The 19,064-nt window shown below is 66.7% G+C and carries 18 protein-coding genes; 4 read left to right on the top strand and 14 right to left on the bottom strand.

Annotation, left to right across the window (positions count from 1 at the left end; genetic code table 11):
* Window positions 1–120: 120 nt before the first annotated feature.
* The 5 genes from CFB35_RS14330 to CFB35_RS14350 form a co-directional block, all read right to left on the bottom strand.
* Window positions 121–1,155, bottom strand: coding sequence for a Tim44 domain-containing protein (locus CFB35_RS14330; protein WP_089465130.1), 1,035 nt, complete (start codon window positions 1,153–1,155; stop codon window positions 121–123).
* Between the two features lie 41 nt (window positions 1,156–1,196).
* Entirely contained in the window at window positions 1,197–1,928 is a 732-nt protein-coding gene (ubiE, locus tag CFB35_RS14335; RefSeq protein WP_059578778.1) for a bifunctional demethylmenaquinone methyltransferase/2-methoxy-6-polyprenyl-1,4-benzoquinol methylase UbiE, read from the bottom strand.
* A gap of 52 nt (window positions 1,929–1,980) precedes the next feature.
* Window positions 1,981–2,394 carry a gamma-butyrobetaine hydroxylase-like domain-containing protein gene (locus CFB35_RS14340; RefSeq protein WP_006487879.1) on the bottom strand — a complete coding sequence of 138 codons (414 nt, stop codon included), beginning with the start codon at window positions 2,392–2,394 and terminating at the stop codon, window positions 1,981–1,983.
* A complete protein-coding gene (locus CFB35_RS14345; RefSeq protein ID WP_060966669.1) occupies window positions 2,391–2,834 on the bottom strand; it encodes an HIT family protein in 444 nt (147 codons plus the stop codon). The genes CFB35_RS14340 and CFB35_RS14345 overlap by 4 nt, the downstream gene beginning before the upstream one ends.
* A gap of 87 nt (window positions 2,835–2,921) precedes the next feature.
* A complete protein-coding gene (locus CFB35_RS14350) occupies window positions 2,922–6,947 on the bottom strand; it encodes a DUF3683 domain-containing protein (RefSeq protein WP_089465131.1) in 4,026 nt (1,341 codons plus the stop codon).
* 576 nt (window positions 6,948–7,523) lie between these two features.
* On the opposite strand from CFB35_RS14350, the gene ilvA reads away from it, so the two are divergent.
* Window positions 7,524–9,047: a threonine ammonia-lyase, biosynthetic gene (gene ilvA, locus CFB35_RS14360; protein ID WP_089465132.1), complete on the top strand. Its 1,524-nt coding sequence runs from the start codon at window positions 7,524–7,526 to the stop codon at window positions 9,045–9,047.
* 12 nt (window positions 9,048–9,059) lie between these two features.
* The gene (gene queF, locus CFB35_RS14365) at window positions 9,060–9,890 is read left to right on the top strand and encodes an NADPH-dependent 7-cyano-7-deazaguanine reductase QueF (RefSeq protein WP_059580804.1); all 831 of its coding nucleotides are present in this window, start codon (window positions 9,060–9,062) and stop codon (window positions 9,888–9,890) included.
* 64 nt (window positions 9,891–9,954) lie between these two features.
* Here the strand turns inward: queF and CFB35_RS14370 are convergent, their stop codons facing one another.
* The 7 genes from CFB35_RS14370 to CFB35_RS14400 form a co-directional block, all read right to left on the bottom strand.
* Entirely contained in the window at window positions 9,955–10,392 is a 438-nt protein-coding gene (locus CFB35_RS14370) for a hypothetical protein (RefSeq protein ID WP_059580801.1), read from the bottom strand.
* A 52-nt stretch (window positions 10,393–10,444) separates the two neighbouring features.
* Complete coding sequence (locus CFB35_RS14375; RefSeq protein ID WP_124659460.1) at window positions 10,445–10,687, bottom strand: hypothetical protein; 243 nt, start codon at window positions 10,685–10,687, stop codon at window positions 10,445–10,447.
* Window positions 10,688–10,700: 13 nt separating this feature from the next.
* Entirely contained in the window at window positions 10,701–11,084 is a 384-nt protein-coding gene (locus CFB35_RS14380; RefSeq protein ID WP_059580796.1) for a DUF1493 family protein, read from the bottom strand.
* A complete protein-coding gene (locus CFB35_RS14385) occupies window positions 11,084–11,518 on the bottom strand; it encodes an STM2901 family protein (protein ID WP_060317957.1) in 435 nt (144 codons plus the stop codon). Before CFB35_RS14385 ends, CFB35_RS14380 begins: the two co-directional genes overlap by 1 nt.
* 251 nt (window positions 11,519–11,769) lie before the next feature.
* Window positions 11,770–12,156 carry a RidA family protein gene (locus tag CFB35_RS14390; protein ID WP_059580793.1) on the bottom strand — a complete coding sequence of 129 codons (387 nt, stop codon included), beginning with the start codon at window positions 12,154–12,156 and terminating at the stop codon, window positions 11,770–11,772.
* 123 nt (window positions 12,157–12,279) lie between these two features.
* Window positions 12,280–13,761: an amidohydrolase family protein gene (locus CFB35_RS14395; protein WP_089465134.1), complete on the bottom strand. Its 1,482-nt coding sequence runs from the start codon at window positions 13,759–13,761 to the stop codon at window positions 12,280–12,282.
* A gap of 2 nt (window positions 13,762–13,763) precedes the next feature.
* Window positions 13,764–14,702 (bottom strand): MurR/RpiR family transcriptional regulator, encoded by a 939-nt coding sequence (locus CFB35_RS14400; RefSeq protein WP_089465135.1) that lies wholly within the window; start codon window positions 14,700–14,702, stop codon window positions 13,764–13,766.
* A 119-nt stretch (window positions 14,703–14,821) separates the two neighbouring features.
* Between CFB35_RS14400 and CFB35_RS14405 the strand changes: the two genes are divergently transcribed.
* Window positions 14,822–16,102, top strand: coding sequence for an amino acid deaminase (locus CFB35_RS14405; RefSeq protein ID WP_059580786.1), 1,281 nt, complete (start codon window positions 14,822–14,824; stop codon window positions 16,100–16,102).
* Window positions 16,103–16,258: 156 nt separating this feature from the next.
* The gene (locus tag CFB35_RS14410; RefSeq protein WP_006477826.1) at window positions 16,259–16,840 is read left to right on the top strand and encodes a DJ-1/PfpI family protein; all 582 of its coding nucleotides are present in this window, start codon (window positions 16,259–16,261) and stop codon (window positions 16,838–16,840) included.
* A gap of 122 nt (window positions 16,841–16,962) precedes the next feature.
* Here CFB35_RS14410 and CFB35_RS14415 read toward each other — a convergent pair whose 3' ends face one another.
* On the bottom strand, window positions 16,963–17,409 hold the full coding sequence (locus CFB35_RS14415; protein WP_059580779.1) for a MarR family winged helix-turn-helix transcriptional regulator: 447 nt from the start codon (window positions 17,407–17,409) through the stop codon (window positions 16,963–16,965).
* 26 nt (window positions 17,410–17,435) lie between these two features.
* Window positions 17,436–19,031, bottom strand: coding sequence for an MDR family MFS transporter (locus tag CFB35_RS14420; RefSeq protein ID WP_059580775.1), 1,596 nt, complete (start codon window positions 19,029–19,031; stop codon window positions 17,436–17,438).
* Between the last annotated feature and the right edge of the window lie 33 nt (window positions 19,032–19,064).

Raw genomic sequence — 19,064 nt, forward strand, 5'->3', positions numbered from 1 at the left:
GGTTTCTATTGTAACGTCGGATCGGCGGCAGACCGTGCCCGACCGTACACCCGGGCGGCAAGCGGTCGCAGTGCGGCGGCCGTCGCGCGGATGCCCGGCGGCGCGGGCCGCCGGTCACGCTCAGTGCGTGTTGATCTGCTGGATACCCGCGAGCAGCCAGCCCTGACTGCCCGACTTCGACAGGTTCCACACCTCGTCGAACGGCGTGGCCGACGTATTCGCCGATTCGCGGATCAGACCGTGGAAGCGTACGCTCGCCGACTGCTCGATGCCGCGATCCTCGATCGCGACCAGTTCGGCGTCGAGCTGCACGACGTCGGTCTGGTTCGCGTCGGTGCCGCGCGAATCGAGGTCGACCTTGATCTCGGCGAACATTTCGGGCGTCGTGAACTCGCGGATGTCGGCCAGGTTGCCCTGGTCCCACGCGGCCTGCAGGCGCACGAAGTACACCTTCGCGCTGCGCAGGAACGCTTCGGTATCGAAGCCGGCCGGCACCTGCAGCGGCGCAGCCGCCATCGCGCCTGCCGCACCGGCCGCCGCCGCACCGCCGCCGAACACGCTCTGCGCTTCGTTCGCATAGCTGCTGCCGCTACCTGCATAGTTGCTGCCGGTGTTGCCCTGCTGGAACGACGGGCTTTGCGCGTAGCCGCCCGACGACGACGACGCGCCGCCGACCGAATACGCCGGCTCCTGCGGGCGACGGCGGTTCATGAACTTGCGGATCAGCCAGATGCCGACCATCGCGAGCAACGCGATCACGATGACGTTCGCCATCATGCTCGCGAACGCGCCGCCGAGGCCGAAGTGCGACAGCAGCGCCGCGATGCCGAGACCGGCCGCGAGGCCGGCGATCGGCCCGAGCCAGCGCGAGCGGTTGGGTTGCGCGGCCGGCGTGGGCGCGGCCGGGTTCGTACGCTGCGCCTGCGACGGCGCCGCTTGCTGCATCGGCTGCTGCGCGGGCGGCGTGGCCTGACGCTGCGTGACGGTGGAACTCTGGCGGCCGATGCTGCGCCCGCCGCCCATGCGCTTGGCCTCAGCGTCGAGCGATGCGAACGTGCCGGCCGTGAGCAGGCCGACCATCAGCAGGGTGCCGACCCGTCGAGCCCACGGCTTCGACGGCTTGCCACGGTTGAACAACGAACGCGATTCGAACATCAGTTTCTCCAGATGTAAGACAAATGTATGGAAAGAGCCCCTTAGTACTTGGCTCCCATGTGTAAAGCTACCACGCCACCTGACAAATTGTAATATTTGACGGCATCGAGGCCCGCTTGTTCCATCATCGTCTTCAGCGTGTCCTGATCGGGGTGCATCCGGATAGATTCAGCAAGATACCGATAACTTTCAGCATCTTTCGCGAACTTGTCGCCAAGCCACGGTAATACTTTGAAAGAATACAGATCGTACGCTTTTTTCAGCGGATCCCAGACTTTCGAGAATTCCAGCACCATCACGCGGCCGCCGGGCTTCGTCACGCGGCGCATCTCGGCGAGCGCGGCGTCCTTGTGCGTCATGTTGCGCAGCCCGAACGCGACCGTCACCACATCGAAGTAGTTGTCCGGAAACGGAATTTTCTCGGCGTCGCACAACAGCGACGGCGTCACGATGCCCTTGTCGAGCAGCCGGTCGCGGCCGACGCGCAGCATCGATTCGTTGATGTCGGTATGCCAGACCTCGCCCGTCGGCCCGGCCGCCTTCGCGAACGACTTGGTCAGGTCGCCGGTGCCGGCCGCGATGTCGAGCACCTTGAAGCCGGGGCGCACGTTCGCCTGCGCGATCGTGAACGCCTTCCACGCGCGGTGCATGCCCGCCGACATCAGGTCGTTCATCAGATCGTAGTTGCTCGCGACCGAATGAAACACGCCCGCCACTTTCTTCGCTTTTTCGTTTTCCTCGACGCTTTCGAAGCCGAAGTGGGTTTTGCTCATCGCGTTGATCCTCAGTAAATGGCAAGACGGCGCCGAGCGGGCGCCGTCGATTTCAGTGGCAGTGGCCGTGCGGCGCGCCGGCCGCCTGCATCGGGGCGTCGCGCTCGACGCCCGCCGCCTTCAGTTTGTCGAAATAGTCGCGCCACAGCGCGTCCTGCTGCGTCGCCAGTTCGTACAGCAGATCCCACGAGTAGATGCCGGTCGAATGGCCGTCGGAGAACGTCGGCTGCAGCGCGTAGTTGCCGACGCCCTCGAGCGCGGTGATCGTCACTTCGCGCTTGCCGGTCTGCAACGTCTCCTGGCCGGGCCCGTGGCCGCGCACCTCGGCCGACGGCGAATACACGCGCATCAGCTCGAACGGAATCCGGTAACTCTCGCCGTTCGGATACTGCAATTCGAGCACGCGCGACACCGCGTGCACGACGACGCCGGACGGAATCGGCGTCGTGGAAGTCAAACCGCTCATGGCTGCCTCGAATCGATCATGCGTTGAATTTCCTCGCGCACCGCATTGTGCAGCAGCGAGGCCTGCGCCGCGCGCGAGCGCAGCAGCGCCTCGGACACGCTGCGCTGGCGCGGCGCCCATACGGGCTGCGGAAAATGGGCATCGTTGGAAAAACGCGGAATCACGTGCCAGTGCACGTGCGGCACCATGTTGCCGAGGCTCGCGAGATTCACCTTGTTCGGCTGCATCACGCGGCGCACGGCCCGCTCGACCGCGTAGACCACGCGCATCAAGTGTGCCCGCTCCGACTCGCCGAGATCGGAGAACTCGGCGACGTGCGCGCCCCAGATCACCCGGCAGAAGCCCGGGTAGTCGTGCTCGCCCGTCGCGAGCACGACGCGCAGCGCATCGTCCTGCCAGAGCACCTCGCCGCCGTCTTCACGGCAAAACACGCATTCCATCGTCGCTCCCATGTGGACGGGCGCCGGCGCATCAGCGCCGGCGCCCGCTCTCATCCGTCGCCCGGCCGGGCGGTCGTCATGCCCGCATTAGACCAGCACGCGCTCGATCCCGCCATGGTTGGCCCGTGCGACATAATCGGCCATCCAGTTCTCGCCGAGCACCTGGCGCGCGATCTCGACCACGATGTAGTCCGCTTCGAGATTCGCGTCCTCGCCGTAGCGCGACAGCCCCTGCAGGCACGACGGGCAGCTCGTCAGGATCTTCACGTCCGGGCCGGCCGCGGCCACTGCCGCCGGCGCCGCCGCGTCGCCCGCCACCACCGGAATCGCACGCAGCTTCGCCGCGCCCTTGCGAATCTCTTCTTCCTTGCGGAAGCGCACCTGCGTGGAGATGTCCGGCCGCGTGACCGCCAGCGTGCCCGATTCGCCGCAGCAGCGATCGTTCTTCTCGATCTTGTAGCCGTCCTTCTCCGAACCCATCAGCTCGTTGACCAGCTTCACCGGGTCCATCGTCTTGATCGGCGTGTGGCACGGGTCGTGGTACATGTAGCGCGTGCCCGTCACGCCGTCGAGCTTCATCCCCTTCTCCAGCAGGAACTCGTGGATGTCGATGATCCGGCAGCCCGGGAAGATCTTGTCGAATTCGTAGCCCGCGAGCTGGTCGTAGCACGTGCCGCACGACACCACCACCGTCTTGATGTCCAGGTAGTTCAGCGTGTTCGCCACCCGGTGGAACAGCACGCGGTTGTCCGTCACGATCTTCTCGGCCTTGTCGTACTGGCCCGAGCCGCGCTGCGGATAGCCGCAGCACAGGTAGCCCGGCGGCAGCACCGTCTGCACGCCCGCCTCCCACAGCATCGCCTGCGTCGCCAGCCCCACCTGCGAGAACAGCCGCTCGGAGCCGCAGCCCGGGAAGTAGAACACCGCCTCCGAATCGACGGTCGTCGATTTCGGGTCGCGGATGATCGGCACGATCTTGTTGTCCTCGATGTCCAGCAGCGCGCGCGCCGTCTTCTTCGGCAGGTTGCCCGGCATCTTCTTGTTCACGAAGTGGATCACCTGCTCGACCGCCGGCGGCTTGCCCGTCGTCGCCGGCGGGTGCTGCGTCTGCTTCGTCACGACCTTCTTGAGCATGTCGTTCGCGAAGCGCTGCACCTTGTAGCCCACCCCCATCATCACGCCGCGCGCGACGTTGATCGTCTGCGGATTGGTCGCGTTCAGGAAGAACATGCCCGCCGCGTTGCCCGCGTTGAACTTCTTCTTGCCCATCTTGCGCAACAGGTTGCGCATGTTCATCGTCACGTCGCCGAAGTCGATCTTCACCGGGCACGGCGTCGCGCACTTGTGGCACACCGTGCAGTGGTCGGCCACGTCGTTGAACTCGTCCCAGTGCTTGATCGACACGCCGCGGCGCGTCTGCTCCTCGTACAGGAACGCCTCGACCAGCAGCGACGTCGCGAGGATCTTGTTGCGCGGGCTGTACAGCAGGTTCGCGCGCGGCACGTGCGTCGCGCACACCGGCTTGCACTTGCCGCAGCGCAGGCAGTCCTTCACCGAATCGGCGATCGCGCCGATGTCGGACTGCTGCATGATCAGCGACTCGTAGCCCATCAGCCCGAAGCTCGGCGTGTACGCATTGCGCAGATCGGCGCCCTCGAGCAGCTTGCCCTTGTTGAAGCGGCCGTTCGGGTCCACGCGCTGCTTGTACGCGCGGAATTCGGCGATCTCGTCCTCGGTCAGGAACTCGAGCTTCGTGATGCCGATCCCGTGCTCGCCGGAAATCACGCCGTCGAGCGAGCGCGCGAGCGTCATGATCCGCGCGACGGCCGCGTGCGCGTCCTGCAGCATCTCGTAGTTGTCGGAGTTGACCGGGATGTTCGTGTGCACGTTGCCGTCGCCCGCGTGCATGTGCAGCGCGACGAACACGCGCGCGCGCAGCACGCGCTTGTGGATCGCCTGCGCTTCGTCGAGGATCGGCTTGAACGCGCCGCCGTTGAAGATCGCGCGCAGTTCCGCGCGGATCTCCTGCTTCCACGAGATGCGCACCGTGCGGTCCTGCGTGACGTGGAACACGGTCGCGCCCGGCTGCTCGTCCGCGCGATCGGCGAACTTCTCCGCGAGCGCCTCGTAGCCGAGCTGCACCAGGTAGTGCTGCGCCTCGCGCAGCGGCTGGTCGAGCCGGTCGCGCACGAATTCCCAGCGCGCGCGCACGCGCTTGAGCAGCTCCAGCGCCTGCTGCACGCGGTCCTCCAGCAGTTCCGCGCTCGGGATCTCGTTCGCGTCGTCGGTCTTGCCGAGCGGCAGGTTGCCGCCACGGAAGAACGCCTCGAGCGCGTCGACCAGCTGCAGCTTGTTCTTCAGCGACAGCTCGATGTTGATCCGCTCGATGCCGTCGGTGTACTCGCCCATCCGGTTCAGCGGGATCACGACGTCCTCGTTGATCTTGAACGCGTTCGTGTGCTTCGCGATCGCCGCCGTGCGGCTGCGGTCGAGCCAGAAGCGCTTGCGCGCCTCCGCGCTGACCGCGACGAAGCCTTCGCCGCTCTTGCCGTTCGCCATCCGGATCACTTCGGACGTCGCGTGCGCGACCGCGTCGGCGTCGTCGCCGACGATGTCGCCGATCAGCACCATCTTCGGGAACGCATTGCGCTTGCTCTTGGTCGCGTAGCCGACCGCGCGCAGGTAGCGCTCGTCGAGGTGCTCGAGGCCCGCGAGGATCGCGCCGCCCTGCTTCGAGGTCTCGAACAGGTAGTCCTTGATCTCGACGATGCTCGGGATCGCCTCGCGCGCCTGGCCGAAGAATTCGAGGCAGACGGTGCGCGTGTGCGCGGGCATCTTGTGCAGCACCCAGCGCGCGGACGTGATCAGCCCGTCGCAGCCTTCCTTCTGCACGCCCGGCAGGCCGGCGAGGAACTTGTCGGTCACGTCCTTGCCGAGCCCTTCCTTGCGAAAGCGCCGGCCTTCGATCTCGAGCATCTCGGTCTTCAGCAGCTTCTCGCCCGGCGCGTACGCGCCGTCGAACCACTTCAGCTCGAAGCGCGCGACCGCGATGTCGTGGATCTTGCCCTGATTGTGCTCGTGGCGCGTGACTTCGAGCCAGTTGCCGTCCGGGTCGACCATCCGCCACCAGGCCAGGTTGTCGAGCGCGGTGCCCCACAGCACGGCCTTCTTGCCGCCCGCGTTCATCGCGACGTTGCCGCCGATGCACGAGGCGTCGAGCGAGGTCGGATCGACCGCGAACACGTAGCCGGCCGCTTCCGCCGCTTCGGTCACGCGGCGCGTGACGACGCCCGCGCCGGAGAAGATCGTCGGCACCTTGTGCGCGACGCCCGGCAGCTCGGTGAGCTCGACCGCGCCGAGCTGTTCGAGCTTCTCGGTGTTGATCACCGCGGAGAACGGCGTGAGCGGCACCGCGCCGCCCGTGTAGCCGGTGCCGCCGCCGCGCGGGATCACGGTCAGGCCGAGCTCGAAGCACGCCTTGATCAGCGCGGCGATCTCGGCTTCGGTGTCGGGCGTCAGCACGACGAACGGGTATTCGACGCGCCAGTCGGTCGCGTCGGTCACGTGCGACACGCGCGACAGCCCGTCGAAGCGGATGTTGTCCTTCTGCGTGCAGCGGCCGAGCGCCTTGGTCGCGCGGCGGCGCAACTCGGCCATCTTGTCGAATTCGTCGGCGAACTCGTTGACCGCGCGCTGCGCCGCCGCTTCCAGCATCTCGACGCGCGATGCGCGTTCGCGGCCGGCGGCGTCGCGGTGCTCGGTGAGATCGGCGCTACGGCGCTTGCCGATTTCGGTCAGGCGGTGGTTCAGGGCCTCGATCAGCAGCGCGCGGCGCTTCGGGTTGTCGAGCAGGTCGTCCTGCAAGTACGGGTTGCGACGCACGACCCAGATGTCGCCGAGCACTTCGTACAGCATCCGTGCGGAACGGCCCGTGCGGCGTTCCGCACGCAGTTCGTCGAGCACCGACCACGCCTCTTCGCCGAGCAGGCGGATCACGATCTCGCGATCCGAGAAGGACGTGTAGTTGTAGGGGATCTCGCGCAAGCGGGGCGCGGGGTCGGCGGCGACGGCGGCGGCCGCGCCATGCGGATCGAAAACTTGTGGTGCGTTCATGTTCGGACGACTCGGAGGGCCGATATCCCGTGCACGGGCGTCGGCAAGCGCGTGGGCGCAATCTTGGGGAAATCTGTTCTGTTACCAGGCGCGCGGCTGTCCTTCATGGGGCCGGAGCGGGCGACTCGCCCCTCCTGGCCGGCGACAGGGCCTGGCGGCACTCGGGACCATCAGCACGATCGCGCGCGGCGCGCATGCCGTTCGGCCGCGGGGCTGGCTGCGCGCGGCGTCGGCTTCAACGGTGCGATCCGAGGGTGCCTCTGCATCTTCCGAATCCTTGATTCAAAACGGAATTCTAACCCATGATCGCGCCGCCCGTGACACGCCGGACAGGTCGTGGGGCTATCGCCGCGAGCCGCGCCGGGCGGGGTTCGGCACGATTTCGGGCGACCATTCGCCGTCCGTCCGGTCGGTAACCATGCGGTTAAACCGGTAAAAGGCGGCGCGCGGCGCCCCGCCCGTATGCGCAGGTCACCGCCCACGACCGCCCGCCCGGCATGCCGCTTGCGTGCGGGCGGACCCTTGGCGCTATCATTGACCCTTTACCGTCTGCATCCGCACTGCACGCGAGCGCCCATGGCATCCCACGATTACCTGAAGAAAATCCTCACCGCGCGCGTCTACGACGTCGCGATCGAGACGGAACTCGAACCGGCCCGCAATCTGTCGACCCGGCTGCGCAACGCCGTTTACCTGAAGCGCGAGGACAACCAGCCGGTGTTCTCGTTCAAGCTGCGCGGCGCGTACAACAAGATGGCGCACATTCCGGCGGACGCGCTCGCGCGCGGCGTGATTACCGCGTCGGCCGGGAACCACGCGCAGGGCGTCGCGTTCTCGGCGGCGCGGATGGGCATCAAGGCCGTGATCGTCGTGCCGGTCACGACGCCGCAGGTGAAGGTCGATGCGGTGCGCGCGCACGGCGGCCCGAGCGTCGAGGTGATCCAGGCGGGCGAATCGTACAGCGATGCGTATGCGCACGCGGTCAAGGTCCAGCAGGAGCGCGACCTCACGTTCGTCCACCCGTTCGACGATCCGTACGTGATCGCCGGCCAGGGCACGATCGCGATGGAAATCCTGCGCCAGCATCAGGGCCCGATCCACGCGATCTTCGTGCCGATCGGCGGCGGCGGGCTCGCTTCCGGCGTCGCCGCGTACGTGAAGGCGGTGCGCCCCGAGATCAAGGTGATCGGCGTGCAGGCCGAGGATTCGTGCGCGATGGCGCAGTCGCTGGACGCGGGCGAGCGCATCGAGCTGAGCGAGGTCGGCCTGTTCGCGGACGGCACCGCGGTAAAGCTCGTCGGCGAGGAAACCTTCCGGCTGTGCCGCGAATTCCTCGACGGCGTCGTGACGGTCAACACCGACGCGCTGTGCGCGGCGATCAAGGACGTGTTCCAGGACACGCGCAGCGTGCTCGAGCCGTCCGGCGCGCTCGCGGTCGCGGGCGCGAAGCTGTACGCGGAACGCGAAGGCATCGAGAACCAGACGCTCGTCGCGGTCACGTCCGGCGCGAACATGAACTTCGACCGGATGCGCTTCGTCGCCGAGCGCGCCGAGGTCGGCGAGGCGCGCGAGGCCGTGTTCGCGGTCACGATCCCCGAGGAGCGCGGCAGCTTCAGGCGCTTCTGCTCGCTCGTCGGCGATCGCAACGTCACCGAGTTCAACTACCGGATCGCCGATGCGCAGTCCGCGCACATCTTCGTCGGCGTGCAGATCAAGCGCCGCGGCGAATCGGCGGAGATCGCCGCGAACTTCGAGTCGCACGGCTTCAACAGCGTCGACCTGACGCACGACGAGCTGTCGAAGGAACACATCCGCTACATGGTCGGCGGCCGCTCGCCGCTCGCGCTCGACGAGCGCCTGTTCCGCTTCGAATTCCCGGAACGGCCGGGCGCGCTGATGAAGTTCCTGTCGTCGATGGCGCCGGACTGGAACATCAGCCTGTTCCACTACCGCAACCAGGGCGCGGACTACAGCTCGATCCTCGTCGGGCTGCAGGTGCCGCCGGCCGATCGCGCCGAATTCGAACGCTTCCTCGCGGCGCTCGGCTATCCGTACGTCGAAGAGAGCGCCAACCCGGCTTACCGCCTCTTCCTGTCGTAAAGGCTTCGTGCAATGAATCCCGAACATTCCCCGCTCGGCAAGGCCACCGTCTACGCGGCGCAGTACGATGCGTCGCTGCTGTTCCCGATCCCGCGCGCCGGCGCGCGCGAGCAGCTCGGCATCACGTCGGCGCTGCCGTTCTTCGGCACCGACATCTGGAACGCATACGAACTGTCGTGGCTCAACGCGCGCGGCAAGCCGCAGCTCGCGATCGCGACGTTCTACGTGCCGGCCGAATCGCCGAACATCGTCGAATCGAAGTCGTTCAAGCTGTATCTCGGCTCGTTCGCGCAATCCAAGTTCGACTCGGTCGACGCGGTGCGCGACGTGCTCAAGCGCGACGTGTCGGCCGCGTGCGGCGCGAGCGTGTCGGTGCAGCTGGTGTCGCCGCACGATTTCGGCAAGCTCGAGATGGACGAGCTCGACGGGCTGTCGCTCGACCGGCTCGACCTCGACACCGACGTGTACGAACCCGATCCGTCGCTGCTGTCGGCCGCCGACGGCGAGAACGAGGCGCCGGTCGAGGAGACGCTCGTGTCCGACCTGCTGCGCTCGAACTGCCCGGTCACCGGCCAGCCCGACTGGGGCAGCGTGCAGATTCATTACGTGGGGCCGCAGATCGACCATGCGGGCCTGCTGCGCTACATCATCTCGTTCCGCAATCACACGGGCTTTCACGAGCAGTGCGTCGAGCGGATCTTCCTCGACATCCTGCATGCGTGCAAACCGGTGAAGCTGGCGGTGTATGCACGGTATACGCGGCGCGGCGGGCTCGACATCAACCCGTTCCGCACGAATTACAACCAGCCGATGCCCGATAACGCGCGGACGGCGCGGCAGTAAATGAGTCTGTTGGCGGCATCTTGCGGTCCGCCAACCCTCCCTGCTTGCGGAAGGGTGCGTCTCTCTAATTCGGCGCGAACATGGCGGCCCGGCACTTCGGACAATACAGGTAGATTGTTCGACCATCGTGCATGGAAATGAAGCCTCGCCTTGCCTGGTCTATCCTCCATTTCGCCGCGCCACCACCCGCTAGACGCGCTTCGCCTTCGGCATAGCAACTCGCGGCATCCAAGTCATGACTGTACGCCCGTTCCGTTACGCGGTTCGCACGCTTGAAAAACGCGCTGACATCCGTCTGCCGAAGAATGAACTGGCGGCACATATCCGCGGTTTCGCCTCCGCTGATGTCGGCCGACCACGCCCCGTTGCTGACGATTTCGACAGACCTCGGCGCAACATGAGGCACTACTCCTCGCAGCGGCGTCTTGTCGGACAACGTGCTCGCAACGGCAGTGCGGTCGAGCACGAGCAGCAACATCAGAATTGCGATCCGCATCACCATTGCACGCTTGCTCGCCGCTGCGTGGCGCTTCCGCGAGTGCCCAATGCGACCGTCATTTCGGCTGCGCCGGCAAACCGCCGAAGGTGCGTGCAAAGTTGCTCTCGATATGGGCCAGCAAACGTGTGAGCGTTTCCTGGTCTTCGTACCGATCTGCGAGCGCATCCTCATCGAGCGAATCCGGATCCATGCACTCGATCTGGTCGAGTCGCAAGCGGATCGTTTCCATCAGCACGGCCCATTCGCCCATCAGCAACGGGATGGCCATGTCGCCGCGACCTTGCCGCTGATCACTCATGTTCATTTCAGCATCATCTACGGCTGGCACTGTCATCCTGCTTTCGCTGCACTTCGGCCAATCGCTCGGCATCCCATTTCCTCCCGACCGCCGCACGATGCAGCATCTCGAGCGTAATTGGTTCACGCTCGAGGTGGTGCGGTTTTCGAAGCACCCATCGCCGAAACAGCGAATAGAGCAACCCCTCGCCTTCCATCAAAAAATATCGATGGAAATCGAAGTCGCCGGTATCGACGGCAAACCGCTCAAAAAAGCGCCACATGAAGTCATTGGCTTCGTCGCCGGTTTGACCCAGGTCTTCCCAGAGCCGGGTATGAGCAGCGAGCGGCTTCGATGGACCGAGCCCCACCTCCGACCTCACAAAAGCTTCGATCTCGTCCCAACTCACGTTTTGCATCAAAACACCCTGTCCTCGTTTTTGACGAGGCCGTTGTACCGGGAGATCGTTCCGTGAACGATCGCGAACACGTCACGCGCAAGCAGCGCCCAACCCACGCCAGGCACGGCACGTCCGACGAACACGCTGAGCTTTCGGGTCAGGATGATCCGAAACGACTTGATACTCTGCAGCGTCACGGTTGGTAAAACCTTCCTGTTCAACTGGTGGCGGAAAATCGATCGAGCCATCACGGATGCGACGGACGTTCCTTTCGTCGCGCCGCCGAATTTCTGCCGCGTCGGCAATACCGGCCAGCCCGCCAGAATCAGGATCACAGCTTCGACATCGTCGATCCCGGCCCGTGCACACGTCTCTTCTACAGCGACGAAAAAGAAAAGCTCGGCGGGTGTGAGATCCGAATGAACGCCGTAGCGGTATGTATTGCTGGTCATGGGGCGACTTCACGAAATCGTTGATCGGGAAGACGACCATACCCAGCAATCCACTTAGTCTGCTCGTTCGAATTTCATGATGCCCGTTGCCAATTACGCGTCCATCACTGTTGTCACCCGCCAGACGGACCTATCGTCTCGCGCTCTCATCGACAGGATTCTATTCAAAGTGTAAAAATTCAGTGCCAAATGCAACAAGGCCGGTGCACGTCCATGCACCGGCCTTGTCGTACAGCTTCCACCCTCGCGCGTTACTTCACCGGCGGCTTGTACGCGATGCAGTCGACCTCGACCTTGCAGTCGATCACCATGCTCGATTGCACGCACGCGCGTGCCGGCGGGTTCTCGCCGAAGTACGACACGAACACCTTGTTGAACGACGCGAAATCGCGCGCGTCGTCGAGCCACACGCCGCAGCGCACGACGTGCTCGAGGCCGTACCCGGCTTCCTTCAGGATCGCGATCACGTTCTCGATCGCCTGCTTCGACTGCGTGACGATCCCGCCTTCGACGACCTCGCCGTTCACCATCGGCGTCTGGCCCGACACGTACAGCCAGCCGTCGGCCTCGACCGCCCGCGCGAACGGCATCACCTGGCCGCCGGTCCCCTTCGCTTCGCCTACGCCATATCGCTTCATCGTTTCACTCCTCGTGTTGTCGGCCGGAGCCGGCGCTTCAGCGCCTGCTCCTGCCCATGCAACGCACGGTTGCGGGTACGCGCGCCGGCTGCTGCGGCGCGCGGAAGATCGGAATGCGCGCGTTCAGAACGCCGCATCGGCACTGGCCGACACGCGTTCGCCGCGCGCGACGAAACCGCCGGCGCGCTCGCCGGTCGGCTGGCCGTTTTCGTAAGTCAGCACACCGTTCACCCACACGGCATCGATCCCGTGCGCGGGCTGCTGCGGCTTCTCGAACGTCGCGGCGTCGATCACGCTCGCCGGATCGAACAGCACGAGATCGGCGTGATAGCCGACGTGCACCTCGCCGCGCCGAGCGAGCCCGAAGCGGCGCGCGGACAGCGACGTCATCTTGCGGATCGCCTCCTCGAGCGGCAGCAGGCTGGTGTCGCGCACGTAGTGGCCGAGCACGCGCGGGAACGCGCCCCACAGCCGCGGATGCGGCAGCGGATCGTTCGGCAGGCCGTCGGAGCCGACCATCGTCGCCGGATGCGACAGGATCCGGCGCACGTCGTCCTCGGACATGTTGTGGTACACGGCGCCGGCCGGGCGAATGCGCTGCGCGGCCTCCTGCTCGGTCACGCCCCAGTCGGCCGCGATCGCCTTCAGCAGCTTGCCCGCGACTTCCGGATGCGGTTCCGACCACGTGATCGTGATGTCGATGTCGCCCGTCACCTGCTTCAGGTCGAGCGTCGACGAGCTGCGGCTGTACGGATAGCAGTCGCAGCCGACCGGCTGGTAGCGGCGCGCGCCTTCGAGCGACGCGAGCACCTCGGTACTGCGCCCCCAGTTCGACGGGCCCGCGCACTTCAGGTGGGAGATCACGACCGGCACGCGCGCATGACGGCCGACCTGGTACGCCTCTTCCATCGCGTCGAGGATCGCGTCGAACTCGGTGCGCATGTGCGTCGTATACAGCGCGCCGGCTTGGGCGAGCGGTTCGGCGAGCGCCATCACTTCCTCGGTCGGCGCCGCGAACGCCGAGCCGTACGCAAGGCCCGACGACAGGCCGAGCGCACCGTTCGCGAGCGCCTCCTCGAGCTGCGCGCGCATGCCGGCGATCTCGCCGTCGGTCGCCGCGCGGTCGAGGCGGTCCATCTGGTTGTTGCGCAGCGCCGTATGGCCGACGAGCGCCGCGACGTTCACGGCCGGGCGCGCGTCGTTCACGGCCGCGACGTAGGCGGCGAAGGTCGGGTACTGGAACGCGCCGCGCTCGCCGAGCAGGTTCATCGGATCGGGCGGGTCGCCCGCGAGCGTCACCGGCGATGCGCTGATCCCGCAGTTGCCGACGATCACGGTCGTCACGCCCTGCGAGATCTTCGGGATCATCTGCGGCGCGCGGATCACGTGCGTGTCGTCGTGGGTGTGCACGTCGACGAAACCCGGCGCCAGCGCGCGGCCGTTCGCGTCGACGACGTTCTCGGCGAGCCAGTTCGACAGGTTGCCGATCGCCGCGATCAGGCCGTTGCGGATCGCGACGTCGCGCGTGACGGGCGGCGCGCCGGTGCCGTCGTACAACTGCGCGCCGACGATCAGCGTATCGGCGGCTTCGGGGTGCGAATGCATGGTCAGTCTCCTACCGGTTGACGGTCTCCGCCGCCGCGGTGCGCGTCGAGCGCGTGCTTGATGCGGCGCAGCGATTCCCGGCCCGCGTCGCCGAGCCGCAATGCGACACCGGTGACGAGCACGTCGATCGCCATCATCATCGCGTAGCGCGATGTCGAAGGCTTGTAAATGAAATCGGTTTCGAACGCGACGACGGGGATCAGGTGGTCGGCGAGCTTCGCGAGCGGCGATGCCGGCGCGGTGATCGCGATCAGCTTCGCGCCGTAACGCTTCGCGAGCCGGCAGCTCTCGAGCAGCTCGGGCACGCGCCCGCTCACCGACAACGCGACGACGACGGTGTCGCCCGACAGCGTCGCGGCCACCATCCGCTGCAGCAGGCTGTCCTGGTAGCTCGCGACCGGCCGGCCGAAGCGCACGAGCCGGAAGCGCAGCTCGTCGGCGAGCGCGGTCGAGCCGCCGCCCTGCCCGTACACGTAGGTCATCTTCGCGCCGGCAAGCAGATCGGCCGCCGCGTCGAACGACGTGTTGCGCAGCAGCTGGTGGTTGTGCGCGAGCGCCACGCGGATCTCGTCGTAGACGATCGACGCGGGGCTCGTGTCGTCGTCCGGCGCGTCGTCGGACGGCACCAGGAAGCGCTGGCCGACGGCCGCCGCCTGCGCGACGAGCACCTTCAGCTCGCGCACGTCGCGGCAGCCGACGGCCTTCGCGAAACGCGTGACCGTGGCGACGCTGACCTCCGCGTCGCGCGCGAGCGCGCCGATGCTCGCATGCGCGGCACGCGCCAGATCGGCGAGGATGAACGCGGCGACCTTGCGCTCGGCTTCGCGCAGCTCGGGCGCGCATTCGGCGATCCGCGCGACGATGTCGAGGACCGGCGGAGCGGCCTGAGCCGGATGCGGCTCGGCCGCGGGCGAAGTGGACGGGGAAGCGGGCGTATTCATCGGCGGAAAAGGGGGTGAAGCGGGATGTTATTAAATAACATCACCGCGCCGATGCTACTTTCTGTACCATCTGCATGTCAACTTCAGTGCAATGCATAGTGATGATGGAGCGGGATGACATGAAAGTTACAAACTATCAGGAAGCGACGATCGATCCGTTCGGCAAGGGCCTGGGCAATCTGCCGAGCGCGAGCGTGCCGCTCGGCGACGCCGGCCGGCTCGAATGGAACCTGCTCGCGGAAGACGTCAGCTTGCCGGCCGCCGTGCTTTACGAGGATCGCGTCGAGCACAACCTGAACTGGATGCAGGCGTTCGTGCAGAAATACGGCGTCAAGTTCGCGCCGCACGGCAAGACGACGATGGCGCCGCAACTGTTCCGCCGCCAGCTCGACGCCGGCGCGTGGGGCATCACGCTCGCGACCGCGCACCAGACGCAGGCCGCGTATCACGGCGGCGTGCGGCGCGTGCTGCTCGCGAACCAGCTGGTCGGCCGCCAGAACATGACGATCATCGCGGGGCTGCTGTCCGATCCCGATTTCGAATTCTTCTGTCTCGTCGATTCCGCGGAGAGCGTCGACCAGCTCGGCCGCTTCTTCGGCGACGCGAAAAAATCGCTGAACGTGCTGATCGAACTCGGCGTGCCGGGCGGCCGCGCGGGCGTGCGCGATGCCGCGCAGCGCGAGGCCGTGCTCGCCGCGATCGCGCGCTATCCGGACACGCTGAAGCTGGCCGGCATCGAGCTCTATGAAGGCGTGCTGAAGGAGGAAGGCGAGATCCGCGCGTTCCTGCAGCAGGCGGTCGCGCTCACGCGCGAGCTGGCCGAAGCCGGCCGCTTCGCGCGCACGCCCGCGATCCTGTCCGGCGCCGGTTCGGCGTGGTACGACGTGGTCGCCGAAGAATTCAGGAAGGCGTCCGATGCGGGCTTCGCGGAAGTCGTGCTGCGTCCGGGCTGCTACCTGACGCACGATGTCGGCATCTACAAGAAGGCGCAGACCGACGTGTTCGCGCGCAACCCGATCGCCCGCTCGATGGGCGAAGGGCTGCTGCCGGCGCTGCAGCTGTGGGCGTACGTGCAGTCGGTGCCGGAGGCCGACCGTGCGATCGTCGCGCTCGGCAAGCGCGATGCGGCATTCGACGCGGGCCTGCCCGAGCCGGCGCGCCACTTCCGCCCGGGCCGCGACACCGCGCCGCGCGACGTCGCCGCCGCCGAAGGCTGGGCCGTCACCGGGATGATGGACCAGCACGCGTACCTGCAGATCCCGCCGGGCGCGGACGTGAAGGTCGGCGACATGGTCGCGTTCGACATCTCGCACCCGTGCCTGACGTTCGACAAGTGGCGCCAGGTGCTCGTGCTCGATCCGCAGTTCCGCGTGACGGAAGTCGTCGAAACCTTCTTCTGACGCATGCCGCGCGCGGCGCCGCCCTGCCGCTCGCGCGGGGCGGCCGTCACGCGCGCTTCAATCTGCCGGAGTACACTGCGCTTTCGCCCTCGGGCCCGTCGCGGCCGTCATGCACGGCGCGATCGGGCCTTCAACGCTGCTTCTCTGGAGAAAGCCATGGCCGCGAAGAAGATCCTGTTCCTGACCGGCGATTTCGCCGAAGACTACGAAACGATGGTGCCGTTCCAGGCGCTGCAGGCCGTCGGCCATCACGTCGACGCAGTCTGCCCGGGCAAGCGCGCGGGCGACAAGATCAAGACCGCGATCCACGATTTCGAGGGCGACCAGACCTACACCGAGAAGCCCGGCCACAACTTCACGCTGAATGCGGCGTTCGACGACGTCGATGCGGCGCGCTACGACGCGCTCGCGATCGCGGGCGGCCGTGCGCCCGAATATCTGCGGCTCGATCCGAAGGTGATCTCGCTCGTGCGCGAGTTCGCCGAAGCCGGCAAGCCGATCGCGGCGATCTGCCACGCGGCGCAACTGCTCGCGGCCGCCGACGTGATCCGCGGCAAGCGCATTTCGGCGTACCCGGCCTGCGCACCGGAGGTAAAGCTCGCGGGCGGCGAATACGCGGACATCCCGGTCGACGCGGCCGTGACCGACGCGCCGTTCGTCACCGCGCCCGCGTGGCCCGCGCATCCGGCCTGGCTCGCGCAGTTCCTCGCGTTGCTCGGCACGCGCATCGAGCTGTGAACGACGCGGGAATGAATCGAAATGATGTGAAGTGAAACGCCGGCCGGCAGCGGGTGCGTACGTGCGCTCGGCCGCGTCGGCCACGACCGGCCGACGGGGGGCGCCCCGTCGCGGCCTGCCCTTCAGTGCGGCGCCGGCGTCGAGCCGACGTCCGCGATCCGCGACTCCAGCATCGCCAGCGCGCCCGACAGCGCGGTCAGCACGTCGTCCGGCAATTGCGCCATCGTCTGGTCGATGAACGCCTTGCGACGCGGCAGGCACGCTTCGAACGCGGCGCGGCCGTCGGCGGTCAGCGTGACGTTGGTCACGCGGTTGTCGCGTGCATCGGACGCGCGCTCGATCCAGCCGAGCGCGTCGAGCGACTTCAACTGGCGCGTGAGCGCGCCCGGATCGATGCGCAGCACCTCGACGAGCTTCTTCTGCGACGCATGCCCGTCCATCGTGTGCAGCGCGACCATGATGCGCCAGCGCGGCATCGGCTGCCCGACGTGCGTTTCGAATGCGGTCATGAACGCACGATACGTGCGTCCGAATTGCTGCAAGATCGCGACGCGGTCCTGTTCTTCCATGCGCTCAGTTCTGTTCGTTCAATCGATCAATCGGCCGCGACGTGCGGTTCGATCTTGCGCCGCAGCGCGATCGGCGGCACGCGACGGCACTGCCACACCGACACCACGGCGACGACGGCCGCCATCGCGACACCGAGGTGGATCGCACCGACCAGCGATTCGCGGGCCGCTTCCAGCAGCAGCGCGCCATTATGCCCGGCACGCGTCAACTCCGCGACGAGACCGCCCTGCGCCGCGCGATCGATCAGGATCTGCGGATCGGCGAGCCGCGCGTGCCACTGCATCGCGTGGTCGGCCGACAGCGCGCTGCGCACGCCGCCCGAATACATCTGGTTGACGAGCGTGCCCGTGAGCGCGGTGCCGAGCATCCCGCCGACCATGCGCAGCGACTGCAGCAGCGCCGTCGCGATGCCGAGATGCTCGCGGCCGGCCGTCTGCTGCGCGAACACGGTGAGGTTCGGCAGCACGAAGCCGAGCCCGATGCCGCCCGCGACCATCAGCGCCATCAGCATCCAGGCCGGCGTCGCGTGGGTCGCCACGACGACGCCCGCGCAGGCGGCCGCGAACAGCACGAAGCCGACGTGCAGCATCGCGTTCGGGTTGCGGATGCGCGTGATGACGCGGCCGTTCATGATGCTGCCGATCGTGATGAACACGACGAGCGGCGTGATCACGAGCCCCGCCTCCTTCGGCGACATCCCGAAGCCGCCCTGGAACAGCAGCGGCGCGTAGAACAGCAACGAGAACATCGAGAAACCGGCGAGGATCGCGAGCACGAACAGCGCGGACAGCGCGCGGTTGGCGAACATGTCGAACGGCAGGATCGGCTGCGCGCAGCGCTTCTCCCAGTGCCACAAGCCGGCGCCCGCCGCGACCGCGACGACGAGCAGCAACGACGCCCAGCTCATGACGCCGTACTTCGGCAGCCATTCGACGAACAGTTGCAGCGCGCCGAGCGACAGCGCGATCAGGAGCGCGCCGGGCCAGTCGAGCCGCATCTTGCGATCGTGCTCGACGTGGCGCAGGTGCGGCAGGTAGCGCCACACGAAGAACAGCGACAGGATGCCGATCGGCAGGTTCACGTAGAACACCGAGCGCCAGCCGAACGATTGGGTCAGGAACCCGCCCAGCGACGGCCCGACCGCATTCGCGATGCCGAACGCTGAGCTCATCAGCACCTGCCAGCGCAGCCGCACGACGGAATCGGGAAACAGATCGGGAATGCATGCGAACGCGGTGCCGACCAGCATCCCGCCGCCGATGCCCTGCAACCCGCGCGCAAGCACGAGGGTCAGCATGTCGTTGGCCATCCCGCAGAGCACGGACGCGCCGGTGAACACGACGATCGACGCGATCACGAACGGCTTGCGCCCATAGTAATCGCCGAGCCGGCCGAAAATCGGCACGGTAATCACGGAGCTGAGCAGGTACGAGGTCGCGACCCATGCGTACAGGTCGAAGCCGCGCAGTTCGGCGACGATGGTCGGCAGCGCAGTGCCGACGACCGTCTGGTCCAGCGCGACCAGCATGGTGACGAACGAGATCCCGATCATCGCGAGCAGCGATTCGCGGAACGGCAGGACTTGCCCGCTCGAATGGTGGGCGGCAGTATGGACGGCCATTTTTTGTCGATGCAACTTTTGCCGGGTCAAATA

This window comes from Burkholderia sp. AU16482, assembly GCF_002223285.1.
GTDB lineage: Bacteria > Pseudomonadota > Gammaproteobacteria > Burkholderiales > Burkholderiaceae > Burkholderia > Burkholderia semiarida.